This window comes from Nocardioides aromaticivorans (genome assembly GCF_013408525.1).
GTDB classification, from domain to species: Bacteria; Actinomycetota; Actinomycetes; order Propionibacteriales; family Nocardioidaceae; genus Nocardioides; species Nocardioides aromaticivorans.
In genome coordinates this window covers 641,444-659,940 of sequence record NZ_JACBZM010000001.1, presented here as the reverse complement: position 1 = coordinate 659,940, position 18,497 = coordinate 641,444, and the positions used below count along the sequence as shown (strand labels likewise).

Below are 18,497 nucleotides of genomic sequence, written 5' to 3'. Positions count from 1 at the left end.
GGTCAACCGGTCAGGCGTCGCGAGATCACGCTCGTGGTCTCCTGCACCTCGGCGACGAGCTTCTCCACCAGGTCCGGGGTCCGCTCGGCCTCGGGGAACGTGACGGCGACGGCTGCGACGGGATAGCCCGTCCCGTCCAGGACGGGCATCGCGATCGACGCCATGCCCTCGCTGACCTCGCCGTCCTCGGTGGACCAGCCGCGGGCGCGGACGTCGACCAGGAGCCGGCGGAGCGTGGAGAGCGAGGTCGGTGCGTCCGGGCCGTGGCCGACGAAGGCGTCTCGGTCGCCGTAGAGCGCCTTGACCTGGGCCGGCGGCAGTGCCGCGAGCATCGCCCGGCCGGATGCGGTCGTCATCGCTGGCAGGCGCACGCCGACGTCGGTGACGAGCAGCGGCCGACCCGGCGCGCGCTCCTCGATCACGTAGATCACGTCGCGACCGAGCAGGACGGAGAAGTGCGCGCTGTTGCCGCAGCGGTCGGCCAGCGTCGCGACGGGACGCCGCGCCAGTCGCTGCAGCGGCTCCTGTCGTGCGTAGCCGCTGCCGAGCTCGTGCGCCCCCAACCCCAGCCCGAACGCACGCTGGTCGGGGTAGCGCACGACGAAGCCGTAGTCGATCAGGGTGTTGAGCAGGTGGTACGTCGTCGAGCGGGGGAGGTCGAGGGAGCGGGAGATCGCCGTGGCCTGCACCGGCCGGGCCTGGCTCGACAGGTAGCGGAGGATGGCCAGCGTCTGCTCCGCGGCCGGCACTCCCATGGCTCCTCCCTTCCTCGCGCCCAGGGATCACCCTAGTGTCCGGGATCCCGGACAGATATCGCCTGCGGACGACTGGTGTCCCCGCCACGCGCGCCGTGGAATGGGAGCCCACGAGACCACGAGGAGCACACATGACGCAGGGCCAGGCCACCCTCCGCATCGATGGCCACAGCCTCAGCTGCCGCACCATCGCCCAGGTCGCGCGGGACGACGTCGGCGTCCAGCTCGATCCGGCGGCGCTGGAGCGCGCGCGGGAGGCCTGGGAGCAGGCCGAGAGCATCGCCCAGCGACGACAGGTCTACGGCCGCACCACGGGGGTGGGAGCCAACCGCCACGAGGCGGTCGACGGCGAGGCGGCCGTGGGGCACGCCCTGCGGCTGCTGCGGAGCCATGCCGGCGGCGCCGGCCCGCTCCTGCGGGACGACCACGTGCGGGCCACCCTCGTCGTCCGCCTCAACCAGCTCGCCGCCGGCGGGTCCGGCATCCATCCGCGGATGCTCGAGGCGCTCGCGCGGACCCTGGTCGAGGGCGCCCTGCCCGCGGTGCACCGGCTCGGCGCCATCGGGACGGGGGACCTGACGATGCTCGCCGAGATCGGGCTCACCCTCGCGGGGGAGCGCCCGTGGGCGGTCGGCGGGCTGCCGGCCGTCCAGGTGGATCTCGGCGACGCCCTCGCGCTGATGAGCAGCAACGCCGCGACGCTGGCGGAGGCCGCGCTCGCCTGCGGTGACCTCCAGGTGCTGCTGCGCGCGAGCCACGTCGTGGCCGCGCTGTCCTACCGTGCGCTCGGCGGCTCGCCCGAGGCGTACGCCGCCGCCGTCCACCGGGCGAAGCCGCACCCGGGCCAGGTCCTCTGCGCGTCCGAGATGCGTCGGCTCCTCGGCATGGAGGGCTCGGCCGTGGCGGGGCGCCGCATCCAGGACCCGTTCGGGCTGCGGGCCTTCCCGCAGGTGCAGGGGCCGGCCCTGGACAGCCTCGCCGACCTCGAGCGCATCCTGGAGATCGAGGTCAACGCGACGGCCGAGAACCCGCTCGTCTCCACCGATCTCGGGGACGTCTTCCACCACGCGCACTTCCACACGGCGTACGTCGCGGTCGCGCTCGACCAGGCGCGGGCGGCCCTGCACCACGTCGCCGAGCTGTCGACGGCGCGCCTGGGCGACCTGGTCGAGCCGGGGATGACCGACCTGCCGCCGTTCCTCGCATCGGGGCCGCCGGGCAGCTCGGGCGTGATGATCCTGGAGTACGTCGCCCAGGACGCGCTCGCGCAGCTCCGGCACGCCGCGCTGCCGGTGACGCTCGGGACGGCCGTGGTCTCGCGGGGCCTGGAGGACCATGCGAGCTTCTCGACCCAGGCGGCCCGCCAGGCGACCGCCGCCGTCGACTCCTTCCGGCTCGTGCTCGCCTGCGAGCTGGTGGCCGCCGTCCGGGCACTGCGGATGCAGGACGCCGACATCGCCCACCTGCCGGTCGGAAAAGCCTTCGACCGCGCCGTGGAAGTCCTCGAACCCGCGCTCGAGGACCGCTCGCTGACCGCGGACGTCGAGCTCGCCGCCGGTCTTCTTCCGGAGCTCTCGGGCATCTGAGGAACGCGCCTCGTGCGGGTTGTCTGGGATATCGGACATGATGGACGCCGAGGCCATGTACACGCAGGTGGCCGTCGGCGTGGAATGAGGCACGGATCACGCGCACCGGGCGCGGACCCGACATGACAGCAATCGAGGTGAGCTCCGGATGATCCGGTTCGACTCAGTGACCAAGACATATCCCGACGGCACCGTCGCAGTGGGAGGCCTGGACATGGTCGCGCCCACCGGCAAGATCACCGTCCTCGTGGGGCCCTCCGGCTGCGGCAAGACGACGTCGCTGCGGATGATCAACCGGATGATCGAGCCCACCGCCGGGCGCATCTGGGCCGACGACCGCGACACCGCGACCATGGACGCGGCCGAGCTGCGGCGAGGCATCGGCTACGTCATCCAGCACGCCGGCCTCTTCCCGCACCGCACCATCGCGGCCAACATCGCCACGGTGCCGCTGCTGCTGGGGTGGGACAAGAAGAAGGCGCGGGCCCGGTCGATGGAGCTCCTCGAGCGCGTCGGCCTGCCGCTGTCCTTCGCGAACCGCTACCCCAGCCAGCTCTCCGGCGGGCAGCAGCAGCGCGTCGGCGTCGCCCGCGCCCTGGCGGCCGATCCGCCGGTGATGCTGATGGACGAGCCGTTCAGCGCCGTCGACCCGGTCGTCCGCGAGCAGCTGCAGGACGAGTTCCTCCGGCTGCAGAGCGAGCTCGGCAAGACGATCATCTTCGTCACCCACGACATCGACGAGGCGATCAAGCTCGGCGACCAGATCGCCGTCCTCAGGGTGGGCGGCAAGCTGGCCCAGCTGAGCGATCCCGCGCACCTCCTGGCCCACCCGGTCGACGACTTCGTGGCCGACTTCGTCGGACGCGACCGCGGCTACCGTGGGCTGGGCTTCCAAACGGTGCCCGAGCTGAGCCTGCGGTCCGAGACGACCATCCGTGTGGGCGCGACCAGCGAGGAGGCGCGCGCTGCCGGCGCCGACGGATGGGCGTTGGTCGTCGACGACGACGGTCGCCCGCTGGGCTGGATCGAGCCGCAGCGGATCGAGGGGGTCGTCGAGCGCGAGACCCTCCACCGCGGTGGCACCGTCGCCGCGGTCAACGGCACGCTCCGGGCGGCGCTCGACGCGGCCCTGTCCTCGCCCAGCCGACGCGGCGTCATCGTGGACGCCGACGGCGTCTTCGCCGGCACGGTCCTCGGCCAGCAGGTGCTCGCCGCGATCGAGAACGCCGAGCGTCCCGCGGCGGACGCGGGCGCCACCGACCTGCTCGGGAGCGCGACATGACCTGGTTCCTCGACCACTACTCCGATGTGCTCTCGCTGGCCGGCAAGCACATCGTCCTCGCCGGCCTGCCGTTGGTCCTCGGCCTGGTCATCGCGATCCCGCTGGGCTGGCTCGCCAAGCGCTACCGGTTCCTCCACGCGCCCCTGATCATGGGCACGGGGCTGCTCTACACGATCCCGTCGCTGGCGCTGTTCATCCTGATGCCGCTCGTCATCGGCACCCGGATCCTCGACCCGCTCAACGTCATCGTCGCGATGACGATCTACACCGTGGCGCTGCTGGTGCGCACCGTGGCCGACGGGCTGAGCGCCGTGCCCGACTCGGTCAACCAGGCGGCGACCGCGATGGGCTTCAAGCGGGTGCGCCGGCTGTTCATGGTCGAGCTGCCCCTCGCCACCCCCGTCATCGCGGCCGGCCTGCGCGTGGCCGCCGTCAGCAATGTCAGCATCGTCAGCGTCGCGGCCATCATCGGCGTGCCGCAGCTGGGGTCCCTGTTCACCGAGGGCTTCCGGCTGAACTACACCGACCCGATCGTCGTGGGCATCATCGCGTGCGTGCTGCTCGCGCTGCTGTTCGACCTCGCTATCATCGGCGCGACGCGTCTGATCACCCCGTGGCAACGAGTCAGGAGGGCCTGATGAACGGCGTCATCAGCTGGATCACCGCATCCGAGCACTGGACGGGTGAGGACGGCGTCCCGAACCGCCTCCTCGAGCACCTGCAGTACTCCTTCACCGCGGTGGTGATCGCAGCCCTCATCGGGATCCCGCTCGGCCTCTACATCGGCCACACCGGCCGCGGCCGGTTCGTCGTGGTCAACCTGGTCGGCGCCATCCGCGCCATCCCGAGCCTCGGCCTGCTCTTCGTCTCCGTCCTCCTGCTCGGACCGCGGCTCGACGGCGACGCCGCCTTCCTCGTGCCGAGCGAGATCGTGCTGGTCGTCCTCGCGGTCCCGCCGATCCTGGCGGGTGCGTACGCCGGCGTGGAGGAGGTCGACCCGGCCGCCCGCGATGCCGCCAAGGGCATGGGCATGCGGGGCACCGAGGTCCTGGCCAAGGTGGAGCTGCCCTGCGCCCTGCCGCTGATCTTCTCCGGACTGCGCTCGGGAACCCTGCAGGTGGTCGCCACGGCCACCATCGCCGCCACCGCGGGCATGGGTGGTCTCGGCCGCTTCCTCATCGACGGCCTCGCGGTGCGTGACTACACGCAGATGGCCGCCGGTGCCGTCCTGGTCGCCGCACTCGCGCTGATCGTCGACCTCGTGTTCGCGCTGGTCCAGCGCTACGTCGTCTCGCCGGGCCTGACCGGCCGCGTCGGCCGCGCGTCCCGCTCCCGAAACCGCCGCGCCGGCGCCGCCGCGGCCGCTCTGCAACCCGCTCCCTGACCCTCAGAGAAGGAAGACCGAAAATGAATCGACGGACGATCCCGCTGGTCAGCGCCATCGCTGCCGGCCTCCTCACGATGTCCGCCTGTGGTGGTGAGGACCCGCTGGCCTCCGACGACAGCGGGCCGCGCTCCGACTCCGGCACCGTCGTCGTCGGGTCCGCGGACTTCACCGAGAGCACCCTGCTCGCCGAGATCTACGCCGGCGCCCTCGAGGCGAAGGGCATCAAGGTCAAGAAGACGCTCAACATCGGCAGCCGCGAGGCCTACATCCCCGCCCTCCAGGACGGGTCGATCGACCTGATCCCCGAGTACACCGGTGTCCTCGACCAGTACTTCGACAAGGACGCCTCCGCCACGGACTCCGACGAGGTCTACACCGAGCTCCAGGCCGCGCTGCCGAAGGACCTCATCGTGCTCGACAAGTCCGACGCGGAGGACAAGGACGCCGTCGTCGTGACGCGGAAGACCGCGGACAAGTACGACCTCGCCTCGATCGGCGACCTCAAGGAGGTCGCGGGTGACCTCACCCTCGGTGGCCCGCCGGAGTGGAAGACGCGCCCGACCGGCGTACCCGGCCTCGAGAAGCTGTACGGCGTGAAGTTCGACAGCTTCCGGGCGCTGGACGCCGGCGGCCCGCTGAGCGTCCAGGCCCTCAAGAACGGCCAGGTCGACGCGGCCAACCTGTTCACGACCGACCCGAACATCCCCGCGAACGACTTCGTGGCGCTGGAGGACCCGGAGCACCTCTTCGCGGCCCAGAACGTGGTGCCCCTCATCGCGAAGTCGAAGGCTGACGAGACGGTGACGGACGCGCTGAACGCGGTGTCGGCGGCGCTGGACACCGAGACCCTCGCCGGCCTGCTCGAGCAGGTCGTGCTCGACAAGAAGGACGCCGCTGACGTGGCGAAGGAGTTCCTCGCCGCGAACGGCCTGGACTGACGCACCGGAGGCGGTCGTCCCTGCGGGACGGCCGCCTCCTGTGTCCCCGCCCGCTGCCGGGTTGGGTACGCCGTGGGCACGCGCCGTAACCTTGGGGGTGCCATGGAAGCACCGACGGTCTACCTCGACCACGCCGCGACGACGCCGATGACCGACGTCGCGGTCGAGGCCATGACCGCGCGGCTGCGCGAGGTCGGCAACGCCAGTTCGCTGCACGCCTCCGGCCGCCGGGCGCGGCGGATCGTCGAGGAGTCCCGCGAGACGGTGGCGCAGGCGCTCAACTGCCGCCCGGGCGAGGTGGTCTTCACCTCCGGCGGCACCGAGGCCGACAACCTCGCCGTGAAGGGCCTCTTCTGGTCCCGCCGCGACGCCGACCCGGTCCGCACCCGGGTCCTGGCCAGCGCGGTCGAGCACCACGCCGTCCTCGACCCGCTCGAGTGGCTCGACGAGCACGAGGCCGCGGCAGTCGTGTTGGTGCCCGTCGACGGGCTCGGACGGCTGCGGGTCGACGCCCTCGCCGAGACGATCGAGCGCGATCCCCGCACGGTCGCGATGCTCACCGTGATGTGGGCCAACAACGAGGTCGGCACCCTCCAGCCGATCGACGAGGTCGTCGCCCTCGCGCACCAGCACGGCATCCCCGTCCACACCGACGCGGTGCAGGCCATCGGCTCGGTCCCCGTCGACTTCGCGGCGAGCGGCGTGGACGCGCTGTCGGTCTCCGGGCACAAGGTCGGTGGTCCGCAGGGCGTGGGCGCTCTCGTCGTACGACGCGAGGTGGACCTGACCGCGCTGCTGCACGGCGGCGGCCAGGAGCGCGACGTGCGCAGCGGCACGCTCGACGTGCCCGCCATCGCCGGGTTCGCCGCCGCGGTCGAGATCGCGGTCAAGCAGCAGGCCGACCTCGCCGCGCGGCTGGTCGTGCTCCGTGACCGGCTGATCGCCGGTGTGCGCCACGCCGTGCCCGACGTGGTGCTGAACGGCGACCCGGTGGAGCGCCTGCCGGGCAACGTGCACCTGGGCTTCCCGGGCTGCGAGGGCGACTCGCTGTTGATGCTGCTCGACGCCCGGGGCATCGAGTGCTCGACGGGTTCGGCCTGCTCGGCCGGCGTCCCGCAGCCCTCCCACGTGCTGCTGGCGATGGGTCGCGACGCCGCCGACGCCCGCAGCTCGCTGCGGTTCAGCCTCGGCCACACCAGCACCGAGGCCGACGTCGACGCCGTGGTCGCCGCGATCGCTCCCTGCGTGGAGCGGGCCCGTGCGGCCCGCGCCTGATCCGGGGGCGAGCCCGTGGAGCCGCTGAAGGTCGTCGCCGCCATGTCCGGGGGAGTGGACTCCGCCGTCGCCGCCGCGCGCGCCAAGGAGGCCGGCCACGAGGTCACCGGCATCCACCTGGCGCTCTCGCGCAACCCGAAGTCATACCGCTCGGGCGCCCGCGGCTGCTGCACGATCGAGGACGCCAACGACGCCCGCCGCGCGGCCGACGTCATCGGCATCCCCTTCTACGTCTGGGACCTCTCCGATCGCTTCCACACCGACGTGGTCGAGGACTTCATGGACACCTACGCGGCCGGGCAGACGCCCAACCCCTGCCTGCGCTGCAACGAGAAGATCAAGTTCGCGGCGGTGCTCGACAAGGCGCTGGCGCTGGGCTTCGACGCGGTGGCGACCGGCCACTACGCGAGCGTGGTCCAGGGCCCGGCAGGCGTCGAGCTGCACCGCGCGGTCGACGGCGCCAAGGACCAGTCCTACGTCCTCGGCGTGCTCGACGAGCAGCAGTTGCGGCACTCGCTGTTCCCACTTGGCGACACCCCGAAGACAAAGGTCCGCGAGGAGGCGGCCGCCCGCGGGCTGCTCGTCGCCGACAAGCCGGACAGCCACGACATCTGCTTCGTCGCCGACGGCGACAACACCGGGTGGCTGCGGGAGAAGCTCGGCGACCGGGCGCCCAACCAGGGCGGCGAGATCGTCGACGAGGCGACCGGGACGGTGCTCGGGCAGCACACCGGCACCTACGGCTTCACGATCGGCCAGCGCAAGGGCCTGCGCCTGGGCCACCCCGCGCCGGACGGCCGCCCGCGCTACGTCCTCGACATCGAGCCCGTCAGCGGGACCGTCACCGTCGGCCCCCGCGAGCGGCTCGCCGTCGAGCGGATCACCGGCGACCGGCTGCGCTGGTGCGGCGCCCCGCTCCCGGCCGGGACCGTGCTCGACGGGCCGGACGTCACCGTCCAGCTGCGCGCCCACGGCGCCGAGCACCGTGCGGTCGTCCGGGTCCTCGACGGGCAGCTGGAGGTCGAGCTCGTGGAGCAGGCCCACGGCATCGCCCCCGGCCAGGCCGTCGTCGTGTACGACGGCACCCGGGTCGTCGGCTCGGCCACGATCACCCGCGCCGACCGGGTCCCCGCGGGAGCGGCCGGGTGACGGTCCGGGCCACGGGTGTCGGGTCCTTCCCCGGCGACTCCCAGCGCGACTTCGACGAGGCCCTGTCCGTCGTGCTCGGCGAGCTGGCGGCCGACGGCGGCATCCCGTTCCTCCCCGAGGTCCCCGGTCGGGGCGCGGTCGCGGCCATGACCGGTCGCTCGCTCGGTCTCGTCGGCGAGCTCGACGCCGACCTGCAGCCGAGCGGCTGGCGCCTCACCGGCACCTCCGGCGCCCCGACGCTCGACCAGCGTCGTGCCCGCAGCCTGGTCGCGCAGGACCTCGACACGTTCGAGGAGCGCATGGCCGACTACGCCGGTCCGGTCAAGGTCCAGCTCGCGGGACCGTGGACGCTGGCGGCGACCGTCGAGCGGCCCCGCGGCGACAAGCTGCTCGCGGACCACGGCGCGCGCCGAGACCTGGCCCAGGCCCTCGCGGTGGCGGTCGCCGACCACGTCGCCGACGTGCGCCGACGGGTGCCCGGCGCGACCGGGGTCGTCCTCCAGCTCGACGAGCCGGCGCTCCCGGCCGTGCTGGCCGGCGCGGTCCCGACCGCGTCCGGCTTCGGGAAGCACCGCACGGTGCACCCGCCCGAGGCCAGCGAGGCCCTTGAGTGGGTCCTCGGCGCCGCCGGCGACGCCGGTGCCGAGCCGTGGGTCCACTGCTGCGCCCCGGACGTGCCGCTGGGCCTGCTGCGCGGGGCCGGTGCGCGGGGGGTGATGGTCGACCTCGCGCTGCTCGGCGCCGAGGGCCACGACGCTGCCGCCGAGGCCCTGGAGGCCGGGGACACGATCGCGCTGGGCGTCGTACCCACCTCGGGGGCGATGCCGTCGGACAAGGCGCTCGTGGAGCGCGTGCGGCGCTGGCTCGACATGGTCGGCCTCGACCCCGCGGTCGTGGGGGAGCGGATCGTCGTCACCCCGGCGTGCGGGCTCGCCGGCTCCGCTGCGGCCGACGCACGGCGGGCGACCGAGCTGGTGCGCTCGGTGGCGAGGTCGCTCGGCGCAGGCTAGGGCGCCCGAACCTTTCGGGGCGGCCGTGCGTCACACCGACCAACGACGGCAGGAGAGGATCTCGGGCATGGGTCGACGGGGAGTGGCGGGGCTGGCCGTGGTGGGCGTCCTGACGGGTCTGGCCGGGTGCGGCGACGCCGACAGCGCGGAGCAGGACGAAGCGACGGTGCCGACGACCGCGCGCACGCTGGCGGTGCTCGCCACCGAGGTCCTCGGGATCGAGCCCGACTCGTTCGAGTCCCCGGGCGAGGACGAGGGCATCGGCGTCGGCATCAGGTTCAACGCCGGCGAGGGCGACGACGGCGACCTGGTGGTGCTCACCGTGGCCGAGGCCGACGGCCTGCCGGCCTGCGCGGACGCGGCGTGCGCCGACTGGTCGGCGGAGGAGGGCGACTTCCAGCTGGTCTGGGAGACCGAGGCCCCCGAGGAGGACCCCGGGCTCCTCGTGCTCCGGCACTTCGACGACGGTGTGCTCGAGGAGGTCTTCTACGCCGGCCAGCCGATCACCGGCGATCCGCGGGAGCAGGCCGGCCTCGAGGTCCCCGTGTCGCGCTTCGAGGAGCTGCTGGCCGACGACCGGCTCGGGCTGGTCGCTCCGGCCGAGCTCGCGGACGCCCCGCTGCCGGGCTGGTCGGGCGACGCCTCCTGACGGACGCGACGAGGCCCGCCGGAGGGATCTCCTCCAGCGGGCCTCGATCAGGTGCGACGGCAGGGTCAGCCGACGTGGACACCCTCGGGTGCGTCCGTGGCGAGCTCGGTGTGCTTGACGTTGAGGAACGTCCAGATCACGGCCGAGGCGGCCAGCATCAGCATCGAGGCGACCAGGAAGGCGTGGACCGCACCCTCCGGGAAGCTGGAGCCGAAGATCGCGGCCTCGAGGAAGCTGAGGTCCGTGCCCGGCACGACGGCCGTCGGGTCGCCGCCGGTGGCGGTGATCGCCTCGGCCATCGGCTTGGCGACCTCACTGGCCTGGTCGTTGGTGAAGTGCAGCGCGACCGTGCTCAGGGTGGCGAGGCCGAGGGCGCCGCCGACCTGCTGCATGGTGTTGAGCACGCCGGAGCCGATGCCCGAGTCCTCGGCGCGGACGTGGTGGACCGCGGTGAGGGTCATCGGGACGAACACCAGGCCCATGCCGATCGCCATCAGGACGATGAACGGGAACAGGTGGGTCCAGTAGTTGATGTCGGCACCACCGTCGGCGAGCGCCGTCAGGACCGCCTTCGGCGACTCGTCGACCGGGATCCGCGAGAACATGAAGAGCGCGGCGGCCGCGAGCAGGGTGCCGGTGCCGGCCAGGAAGCGGGCGTCGACCCGGGCGACCAGGTTGGACGCCAGGCCCGCGCCGATCACGATGCCGAACGAGAACGGCAGGAAGGCGAAGCCGGCCTCGAGCGGGCTGAAGCCCATGATCTGCTGGATGAACAGGCTCAGGAAGTAGAACATCGCGAACATCGCGGCGGGGGCGATCATCATCGCCACGAAGCTCGTGGCGCGGGTCCGGTTGGCGAAGATCCGGACCGGCAGCAGCGGGTGCTCGACCCGCGACTCGACGATCGCGAAGGCGACCAGCAGGACGACACCGGCGACCAGCGACGTGATGGTCTGGGCGTGGTCCCAGCCGTAGGCCTCCTCGCCCGCACGCGACAGGCCGAAGACGATGCCGAGCAGGCCGAGGGTGCCGGTGATGGCGCCGGGGATGTCCATCTGGCCGGGGTGCGACTCGGACTCCGCGAGGATCCGCGGGACCGCGGCGGCGGCGATGAGACCGATCGGGACGTTGATGAGGAAGGTCAGGCGCCAGCCCTCGACGTCGAGCCCGGCGAACGAGTCGAGGCCGGTCAGCCAGCCACCGAGGATCAGGCCGATCGCGGCGCCGACGCCCGACATGGTGGCGTACGCCGCCATGGCGCGGTTGCGGGCCGGTCCGGCCGGGAACGTCGTGGTGATCAGGGCCAGGGCGGCCGGCGCGGCCATCGCGGCACCGACGCCCTGGAGGGCGCGGGAGCCGAGGAGCATCGCCTCGTTGGCGGCGACGCCACCGAGCAGGGAGGCGACCGCGAAGGTCACCAGGCCGATCGTGAACAGGCGCCGGCGGCCGTAGAGGTCACCGAGGCGTCCGCCCAGGAGCAGCAGGCCACCGAACGCGAGCGCGTAGCCCGTGACGATCCAGGTCAGGTTGGCCTGGGAGATGTCGAGGTCGTTGCCGATGTAGGGCAGCGCGATGTTGGCGATGGTCGAGTCGAGGACCACCATCAGCTGCGCGGTGAGGATCAGCACCAGCGCGAGGCCGGCGTGCTTCGTGGGTGTTGCCTCGACGTCTGCGGGCGAGGTCGTCGCCGCAGGGTCGAGGGATTCGACGTCGGTCATGGAGGTTCCTTCGTGTGGATGGTGAGGGAGGTGGGCGCTTCGTCAGCCGCGGGTCGCGGCCGGGAGGATCACCTGGTCGACGACGCGGGCGATCAGGTCCTGGGTCGGTGGGTCTCCGAGCAGGAAGCCGCGGTGCAGCACGATGCCGGGCAGCGCCGCGGTGAGGATGTCGAGGTCGACGTCGTCGCGGAGCTCGCCACGCTGGCGGGCCCGCTCGTAGACGACGCGGCCGACCTCGACCTTGGGGGCGATGAACCGGTCGCGGAAGGCCGCCGCGAACTCGGGGTCACGGCCGATGGCGGTGACCACGCTGCCGAGGAGCGCGGTCTGGTGCTCGTCGGTGAGTCCACCGTGGCCGCAGTACATGCTGAGCAGGTCGCCGCGCAGGCTGCCGGTGTCGGGCGGCGTCTCCAGCGGGGTCTTCTGCGACATGAGCGCGTCGATGACCAGGTCGGCCTTGCCGTCCCACTTGCGGTAGAGCGTCGCCTTCGACGCCTTGGCCTTCGTGGCGACGGCATCCATGGTCAGCCGGTCGTAGCCCGCGTCGACGAGGACGGCGATGGCCGCGTCGAGGATCTCCTGCTCACGGTCGCCCTCGACGCGGGGTCGGGCCGGTGCCTCACGGCGGCTGATGCGGGGGACCATGGCTACTCCGGGTTCTTCGATGAAACGGAACGGTTTCGTTCCAAGTAGATAGTACGGAACGGTTTCGTTCTGTCAAGCGCGTTGTCGCCGGATCCATTCCCGGGCGTGCGAAAGCCTTCCGGAGAGCACCGACATCGGCGCGTGCCCGCCTCCCGGGCCCGGCCGTCGGTGGCGCCCGGCAAGATGTTCCCCATGAGCCAGGCCGACCTCCCCGTCGTACCTCCCGAGGTGCGTGACGAGCACGCGACGACCAGCGAGGAGATCGAGGAGGCGCGCTACCGCTACTACGTCCTCGACGACCCGACGCTCTCCGACGCGGACTTCGACAAGCGGCTGCGCCGGCTGGAGGCGCTGGAGGAGCAGTACCCCGAGCTCCGGACGCCGGACTCGCCCACGCAGAAGGTCGGCGGGGCGGTCTCGACCGACTTCACGGCCGTGGACCACCTGCAGCGCATGGAGAGCCTCGACAACGCCTTCTCCTTCGAGGAGCTCGCCTCGTGGCACGCGCGGCTCGACCGCGAGGGAGCGTCCGACGCGGCGCTGCTGTGCGAGCTCAAGGTCGACGGCCTGGCGATCAACCTGCTCTACGAGAAGGGCCGCCTGGTCCGGGCGCTGACCCGCGGCGACGGCCGCACCGGCGAGGACGTCACGCCCAACGTCAGGACGATCAAGGCGGTGCCGCACCGGCTCACCGGCACCGACGACTACCCGGTGCCCGACCTCGTCGAGGTGCGCGGCGAGGTGTTCCTCCCGGTCGCCGCGTTCGAGGCGCTCAACGTGTCGATGACCGAGGCCGGCAAGCCCGCCTTCGCCAACCCGCGCAACGCCGCGGCCGGGTCGCTGCGCCAGAAGGACCCGCGGGTCACCGCCTCGCGCGCGCTCGGCATGGTCTGCCACGGCATCGGTGCGCGCGAGGGCTTCGAGCCGAAGGCGCAGTCCGAGGCGTACGCCGCGCTCGCGGCCTGGGGCCTGCCGATCAGCGAGCAGGTGCGGGTCGTGCCGACGCTGGCCGACGTCGAGGCCTACATCACCCACGCCGGCGAGCACCGCCACACGATCGTGCCCTACGAGATCGACGGCGTCGTGGTGAAGGTCGACGACGTCGCCCTCCAGCGACGGCTCGGCTCCACCAGCCGGGCGCCGCGGTGGGCGATCGCGTTCAAGTACCCGCCCGAGGAGGTCAACACCAAGCTCCTCGACATCGCGGTCAACGTCGGCCGGACCGGCCGCGTGACGCCGTACGGCGTCATGGTGCCCACCAAGGTCGCGGGCTCCACGGTCGAGAACGCCACGCTGCACAACTTCCACGAGGTCGAGCGCAAGGACGTCCGCCCCGGCGACACCGTCATCCTGCGCAAGGCCGGTGACGTGATCCCGGAGATCGTCGGCCCGGTTCTCCCGCTGCGGCCCGAGGGCCTCGAGCCGTGGGTCGCGCCCACGGCCTGCCCGGCGTGCGGCACGGGGCTGGTGGAGCAGAAGGAGGGCGACAAGGACCGCCGCTGCCCCAACCACCAGAAGTGCCCGGGCCAGATCCGCGAGCGGGTCTTCTTCGTCGCCGGGCGCAGCGCCTTCGACATCGAGGGACTGGGCTACGAGGCGGCGGTGGCGCTGCTCGACGCCGGCGTGATCACCGACGAGGGCGACGTCTTCGACCTCGATGCCGACAAGCTCCGCCGGACCGACCTCTTCACCCGGGCCCCCAAGAAGGACGAGGAGGGGCCGCAGCTCACCGCCAACGGCGCCAAGCTGCTCGCCAACCTCGATGCCCGCAAGGACGTCCCGCTCTGGCGCGTGATCGTCGCGCTCTCGATCCGCCACACCGGGCCCAGCGCCTCCCGCGCGCTGGCCCAGGAGTTCGGCTCGATGGCCGCGATCCGCGCCGCCTCCGAGGAGGAGCTCGCCGCCGCCGAGGGCGTCGGCCCGACCATCGCGCGCGCCGTCATCGAGTGGTTCGAGGTCGACTGGCACGTCGCGATCGTCGACAAGTGGACCGCCGCCGGCGTGTCCATGGAGGACGCGCGCGACGAGTCCGTCGCCCGCACCCTCGAGGGACTGACCGTGGTGGTCACCGGGTCCCTCGTCGACTTCTCCCGCGACTCCGCCAAGGAGGCGATCCTGTCCCGTGGCGGCAAGGCGGCCGGCTCGGTGTCGAAGAAGACCGACTACGTCGTCGTCGGCGAGAACGCCGGCTCCAAGGCCGACAAGGCCGAGCAGCTGGGCGTGCCGGTGCTCGACGAGGACGGCTTCAAGCGGCTGCTGGAGAACGGCCCGGACGCGGCGGGCTGACGCCGTGAGCCGCGCCGGACACGCGATCGCGCTCCTCGCCGTGGGTGCGCTGCTCGCGGCGTGCTCCGGCGCGCCCGACGCCGGTTCGGGGCGATCGCCCCAGCCCGGCCCGGCGTCGTCCTCCGCGACCTCCGGTACGCCGACGGACTCGGCCTCCGTCGTACCTGAGCCGGACCCGGTGTCGCTGCCGGCGCTGGCGCAGAAGTCGTTCAACGGCGGCCGGCTGCGACTGGGGGAGGAGGTCCTGCGGACCGCGACCCAGCGGCAGTACCGGGTCACCTACCGCAGCGCTGACCTCACCATCTCCGGCCGGATCGCGGTGCCGGTGGGCGACGGGCCGTTCCCGGCGGTCGTGCTCGCCCACGGCTACATCGACCCGGCCGTCTACCGCAACGGGCAGGGCCTGACCCGCGAGCGCGAGTGGCTGGCCGACCACGGCTATGTCGCCCTCCACGTCGACTACCGCGGCCACGCCGAGTCCTCCCCGGACCGCAGTCGCGGGCTCGACATGCGGATGGGCTACACCGAGGACGTCGTCAACGCCGTCCTCGCGCTGCGGGCGTGGCGGGGGCCGGTCGACGACGACCGGGTGGCGCTCGTCGGCCGTTCGATGGGCGGCGGGATCGTCATGAACGTGCTGGCCGCCAAGCCGGGCCTCGTGCGCGCCGGGGTGGCGTTCGCGCCGGTGAGCTCCGACGCCGTCGACAACTTCGACCGCTGGGTCCGGGACGCCCCGGGCCGCGGCGGCATCGCCGCGCTCGTCCTGCGGCGGTACGGCGAGCCCGCGGACAACCCGGACTTCTGGGCCGGCATCAGCGCCCGCACCTACTTCGGCGACGTCACCGAGCCGGTGCTGATCCACCACGGCACCGCCGACGACACCTGCCCGCTGCGCTGGAGCCGGGAGACTGCCCGGCTGATGCGGGCCGCCGGCGTCGACGTCACCCTGCGGACCTACCCCGGCGAGGGACACGCGTTCGGGCCCCAGTTCGAGCTGTCGATGCAGCGGACCGACCGGTTCCTCAGACGGCAGCTCTGAGAGACGCCGAAGTCACTACGCTGTCGCCGTGGCGCGCATCCCCGGTGTCGGTGACTCCCTGGGCCCCTACCGGATCACCCGGCAGCTCGGGGCCGGTGGCATGGGCGTCGTCTTCGAGGCGGTCGAGGAGGGCCTCGGGCGACGGGTCGCGCTCAAGGTGCTGGCCGTCCAGCTCGCCGAGGAGCCGGAGTTCCGCAGCCGCTTCCTGCGGGAGGCGACCGTGCTGGCGCGCAGCGACAGCCCGCACATCATCCAGGTCTACAGCCACGGCGAGCACGACGGCGTCCTCTACCTCGCCACCCAGTTCGTCCCGGGCGGCGACCTCGCGGCCCGGGTGGCCAGCGACGGCCTGCCGCCCGCGGACAGCGCGCTCGACCTCGCCGCGCAGGTCGCCTCGGCGCTCGCGGACGCCCACGCGGTCGGCGTCGTGCACCGTGACGTCAAGCCCCACAACGTGCTGCTGCGCGCCGGCCAGGACCAGGTGCACGCCTACCTCTGCGACTTCGGCATCGCCCGCGACGACGAGTCGTCGCTGACCAGCAGCGGGGTGGTGGCCGGCACCTACGCCTACCTCGCGCCCGAGCGGTTCCGTGGTGAGCCCGCCACGGCGGCCAGCGACATCTACGCCCTCGGCTGCCTGGTGTGGTTCCTGCTGACCGGTCGTGCGCCGTACGACGGCGGGCCGGTCCAGCTCGCGACGCAGCACGAGTTCTCGCCGATCCCGCAGCTGCCCGGCGCCCCGGCCCAGCTCAACGCCTTCCTCCGTCGGGCGATGGCCAAGGACCCCGCGGCGCGGCACCCGTCGGCCGGCGCGGCGGCCGCGCACCTGCGCGCGATCCGGGCCGCCGGCGGCCTCCCCAGCGGGCAGTTCGTGGCGCCCCCGCAGCCGCCCGTGCCGTCGTACCCGTCCTCGGCCGGCTCGGCGGGCTCCTACCCGCCGGCGCCCCCGACCTCGCCGATCCCGTCGGTCGGCTCGCACCCGTCGGCGCCGTCGTACCCGTCCGCGCCGTCGACCGCGTCGGTCCCGCAGGCGCCGCCTCCCCAACCCGTGCCGCGTCCCGCGCCCCATCCCACGCCGCTGATGCCGCCCGGCCGCGACGAGCCGCGGCGGCGTACCGGACTGGTCGCCGCGCTGGTCGTCCTCGCCGTCCTCCTGGGCGTCGGTGGGGGCGTGGGCTGGAGCCTGCTGCGCGACGACGGCAAGGGCGACGGCAGCACGGGGGACGGCGGCGACAGCCCGTCGGCCGCCGGCTCCGCCACGGGCGGGTCCAGCCCCGGTTCGTCGGACTCGCCGCGCTCCGCGGGCGCACCGGGACCGATCGACGGGCCGATCGCCCCGGCTGACGTCAACGGCGACGGCTTCGACGACACGATCCTGCTCGACGACCTCGACGACGAGACCGTCGTGCTCCTCTCCGACCCGCGCAGCCAGAGCGGCTTCGGCGCGCAGCAGCGCTGGAGCACCAGTGCGTACGGCGACGCGTTGGTCGTGCGCGGGGACTTCAACGGCGACGGGTGGGCCGACCTGGCGCTCGCCGAGCCCGGACTGGTGCGAGTGGCGGCGTCCAACGGCGCAAGGTTCAGCAAGCCCGTGGAGTGGGCGACACCCGACCTGCCGGACGAGTTCCGCGTGACCGCGGGCGACTTCGACGCCGACGGCCAGGACGACCTGGCCTTCCTGACCGGCGCGGGGACCGGGGCGATCTCGATCGAGGTCGCGCTGGCGGACGGGACGGGCTTCCGAACGCCTGAGTCGTGGGCCGGCATCGACGGCTGGACCTACGAGGACATGCGGATCGGTGCAGCCGACGTCGACGGCGACGGGCGCGCGGACTTCGTCGAGATGGGCCAGCCGCCCGAGGGTGGCATCGACATCCGGGTCTTCGCGTCGCTCGCGGGCGGCACGTTCGACGCCAACCGCGGCTGGTTCAGCGCACGCGACTGGTCCTGGAACACCACGCGGATCGGCCTCGGTGACGTCGACGCCGACGGCGACGCCGATGTGGTCGCGCTGCGCGACTTCGGCGGCGACGGACTCGGCGTCGCCACCCTGCTCTCCGACGGCACCAGGCTGGAGGAGGACGACGAGGTCGTCATCGGCGACCTGGCCTTCGACCGGACCCGCTCGGTCGCCGGCGACACCGACGGCGACGGCACGACGGACCTCGTCCTGGTCGACCGCAACACCGCCGAGGCCCGTCGCTATGCGCGGACGTCCGACGGCTTCACCGAGACCGGCAGCACGAGCGTCGACGCCCACGTCGACGAGGACGGCTCGATCCTGGTCGGCGTCAGCCGCTGATCACGCGCCGAGGCCGGCCAGCCACGCCTCGACCGCGTCGCTGCCCACGAGCCGCACGGCGGGCAGGTCGGGGTGCGACACCGGCAGCGCCTCCACCCAGGCCAGGTCGACCTCCGGCGCGTCCGACCTGATCCGGCGCACGGTACGACGCACGAGGCTCCGCAACGTGCCCGGCTCCTCCGCCAGGACCGTCACCACCAGGTCCGCGCGCTCGAGCAGGACCGCCCGGGCGTCGTACCTCTCGGCGGTGGTGACCCAGCCGTCGAACGCCGCGAGGGCCTCGAGGTCGGCGCGGCCCGCGAGCTCGGAGAGCGGCACCAGCGGCAGGTCGAGGACGGCGGCGAGCCGCTCCAGGAAGGTCGTGAGCAGGGGAGCGGGGCTGCCCGCGACGACGACGCGCTGCGGGAGCCGCGGCGGCATCGGGGCAGGGAGGTCCACCCGGCGGATTCTAGGGACTGCTCTCCGCCCTAGAATCG

General features: G+C 73.0%; 16 protein-coding genes. 12 read left to right on the top strand and 4 right to left on the bottom strand.

The features are described 5' to 3' along the window. Window positions 1–2: 2 nt before the first annotated feature. Entirely contained in the window at window positions 3–755 is a 753-nt protein-coding gene (locus BJ993_RS03090) for an IclR family transcriptional regulator (protein ID WP_036541388.1), read from the bottom strand. A gap of 131 nt (window positions 756–886) precedes the next feature. On the opposite strand from BJ993_RS03090, the gene BJ993_RS03085 reads away from it, so the two are divergent. The 9 genes from BJ993_RS03085 to BJ993_RS03045 all read left to right on the top strand — a co-directional run bounded on the left by BJ993_RS03085 (window position 887) and on the right by BJ993_RS03045 (window position 10,031). Further along, a complete protein-coding gene (locus tag BJ993_RS03085; protein ID WP_179647687.1) occupies window positions 887–2,341 on the top strand; it encodes an aromatic amino acid ammonia-lyase in 1,455 nt (484 codons plus the stop codon). A 148-nt stretch (window positions 2,342–2,489) separates the two neighbouring features. Further along, the gene (locus BJ993_RS03080) at window positions 2,490–3,623 is read left to right on the top strand and encodes an ABC transporter ATP-binding protein (protein WP_036541391.1); all 1,134 of its coding nucleotides are present in this window, start codon (window positions 2,490–2,492) and stop codon (window positions 3,621–3,623) included. Continuing rightward, window positions 3,620–4,261, top strand: coding sequence for an ABC transporter permease (locus BJ993_RS03075; protein WP_179647686.1), 642 nt, complete (start codon window positions 3,620–3,622; stop codon window positions 4,259–4,261). The genes BJ993_RS03080 and BJ993_RS03075 overlap by 4 nt, the downstream gene beginning before the upstream one ends. After that, window positions 4,261–5,007, top strand: a complete 747-nt coding sequence (locus BJ993_RS03070; RefSeq protein WP_179647685.1) for an ABC transporter permease — start codon at window positions 4,261–4,263, stop codon at window positions 5,005–5,007. Before BJ993_RS03075 ends, BJ993_RS03070 begins: the two co-directional genes overlap by 1 nt. Window positions 5,008–5,030: 23 nt before the next feature. Further along, complete coding sequence (locus tag BJ993_RS03065) at window positions 5,031–5,948, top strand: ABC transporter substrate-binding protein (RefSeq protein ID WP_036541395.1); 918 nt, start codon at window positions 5,031–5,033, stop codon at window positions 5,946–5,948. A gap of 102 nt (window positions 5,949–6,050) precedes the next feature. Then, window positions 6,051–7,223, top strand: a complete 1,173-nt coding sequence (locus BJ993_RS03060; RefSeq protein ID WP_179647684.1) for a cysteine desulfurase family protein — start codon at window positions 6,051–6,053, stop codon at window positions 7,221–7,223. A gap of 24 nt (window positions 7,224–7,247) precedes the next feature. Further along, entirely contained in the window at window positions 7,248–8,372 is a 1,125-nt protein-coding gene (gene mnmA / locus BJ993_RS03055; RefSeq protein ID WP_218864868.1) for a tRNA 2-thiouridine(34) synthase MnmA, read from the top strand. Beyond that, a complete protein-coding gene (locus BJ993_RS03050) occupies window positions 8,369–9,382 on the top strand; it encodes a uroporphyrinogen decarboxylase/cobalamine-independent methonine synthase family protein (RefSeq protein WP_179647683.1) in 1,014 nt (337 codons plus the stop codon). The genes mnmA and BJ993_RS03050 overlap by 4 nt, the downstream gene beginning before the upstream one ends. A 67-nt stretch (window positions 9,383–9,449) precedes the next feature. Further along, entirely contained in the window at window positions 9,450–10,031 is a 582-nt protein-coding gene (locus tag BJ993_RS03045; protein ID WP_179647682.1) for a hypothetical protein, read from the top strand. Window positions 10,032–10,096: 65 nt separating this feature from the next. On the opposite strand, the gene BJ993_RS03040 is transcribed toward BJ993_RS03045, so the two are convergent. Beyond that, the gene (locus BJ993_RS03040; protein WP_179647681.1) at window positions 10,097–11,749 is read right to left on the bottom strand and encodes a DHA2 family efflux MFS transporter permease subunit; all 1,653 of its coding nucleotides are present in this window, start codon (window positions 11,747–11,749) and stop codon (window positions 10,097–10,099) included. 42 nt (window positions 11,750–11,791) lie between these two features. Further along, the gene (locus BJ993_RS03035) at window positions 11,792–12,394 is read right to left on the bottom strand and encodes a TetR/AcrR family transcriptional regulator (protein ID WP_051931525.1); all 603 of its coding nucleotides are present in this window, start codon (window positions 12,392–12,394) and stop codon (window positions 11,792–11,794) included. Between the two features lie 192 nt (window positions 12,395–12,586). Here BJ993_RS03035 and ligA point away from each other — a divergent pair, with 192 nt between their 5' ends. From ligA to BJ993_RS03020, 3 genes are read left to right on the top strand one after another with little or no spacing between them, the layout of a single operon-like run. Beyond that, entirely contained in the window at window positions 12,587–14,680 is a 2,094-nt protein-coding gene (ligA, locus tag BJ993_RS03030; RefSeq protein ID WP_179647680.1) for an NAD-dependent DNA ligase LigA, read from the top strand. A 4-nt stretch (window positions 14,681–14,684) separates the two neighbouring features. Continuing rightward, window positions 14,685–15,719: an alpha/beta hydrolase family protein gene (locus tag BJ993_RS03025; RefSeq protein ID WP_179647679.1), complete on the top strand. Its 1,035-nt coding sequence runs from the start codon at window positions 14,685–14,687 to the stop codon at window positions 15,717–15,719. 28 nt (window positions 15,720–15,747) lie between these two features. After that, window positions 15,748–18,021: a protein kinase domain-containing protein gene (locus BJ993_RS03020; protein ID WP_179647678.1), complete on the top strand. Its 2,274-nt coding sequence runs from the start codon at window positions 15,748–15,750 to the stop codon at window positions 18,019–18,021. Here the strand turns inward: BJ993_RS03020 and BJ993_RS03015 are convergent, their stop codons facing one another. Beyond that, window positions 18,022–18,459, bottom strand: coding sequence for a hypothetical protein (locus BJ993_RS03015; RefSeq protein WP_179647677.1), 438 nt, complete (start codon window positions 18,457–18,459; stop codon window positions 18,022–18,024). It abuts the gene before it with no gap. Window positions 18,460–18,497: the final 38 nt, after the last annotated feature.

Bases quoted from the DNA above. Each gene is read 5' to 3' on its own strand.
- BJ993_RS03090 (WP_036541388.1), bottom strand. From the start codon at position 755: ATGGGAGTGCCGGCCGCGGAGCAGACGCTGGCCATCCTCCGCTACCTG.
- BJ993_RS03070 (WP_179647685.1), top strand. From the start codon at position 4,261: ATGAACGGCGTCATCAGCTGGATCACCGCATCCGAGCACTGGACGGGT.
- BJ993_RS03075 (WP_179647686.1), top strand. From the start codon at position 3,620: ATGACCTGGTTCCTCGACCACTACTCCGATGTGCTCTCGCTGGCCGGC.
- BJ993_RS03065 (WP_036541395.1), top strand. From the start codon at position 5,031: ATGAATCGACGGACGATCCCGCTGGTCAGCGCCATCGCTGCCGGCCTC.
- BJ993_RS03040 (WP_179647681.1), bottom strand. From the start codon at position 11,749: ATGACCGACGTCGAATCCCTCGACCCTGCGGCGACGACCTCGCCCGCA.
- ligA (WP_179647680.1), top strand. From the start codon at position 12,587: ATGAGCCAGGCCGACCTCCCCGTCGTACCTCCCGAGGTGCGTGACGAG.
- BJ993_RS03035 (WP_051931525.1), bottom strand. From the start codon at position 12,394: ATGGTCCCCCGCATCAGCCGCCGTGAGGCACCGGCCCGACCCCGCGTC.
- BJ993_RS03080 (WP_036541391.1), top strand. From the start codon at position 2,490: ATGATCCGGTTCGACTCAGTGACCAAGACATATCCCGACGGCACCGTC.
- BJ993_RS03060 (WP_179647684.1), top strand. From the start codon at position 6,051: ATGGAAGCACCGACGGTCTACCTCGACCACGCCGCGACGACGCCGATG.
- BJ993_RS03085 (WP_179647687.1), top strand. From the start codon at position 887: ATGACGCAGGGCCAGGCCACCCTCCGCATCGATGGCCACAGCCTCAGC.
- BJ993_RS03045 (WP_179647682.1), top strand. From the start codon at position 9,450: ATGGGTCGACGGGGAGTGGCGGGGCTGGCCGTGGTGGGCGTCCTGACG.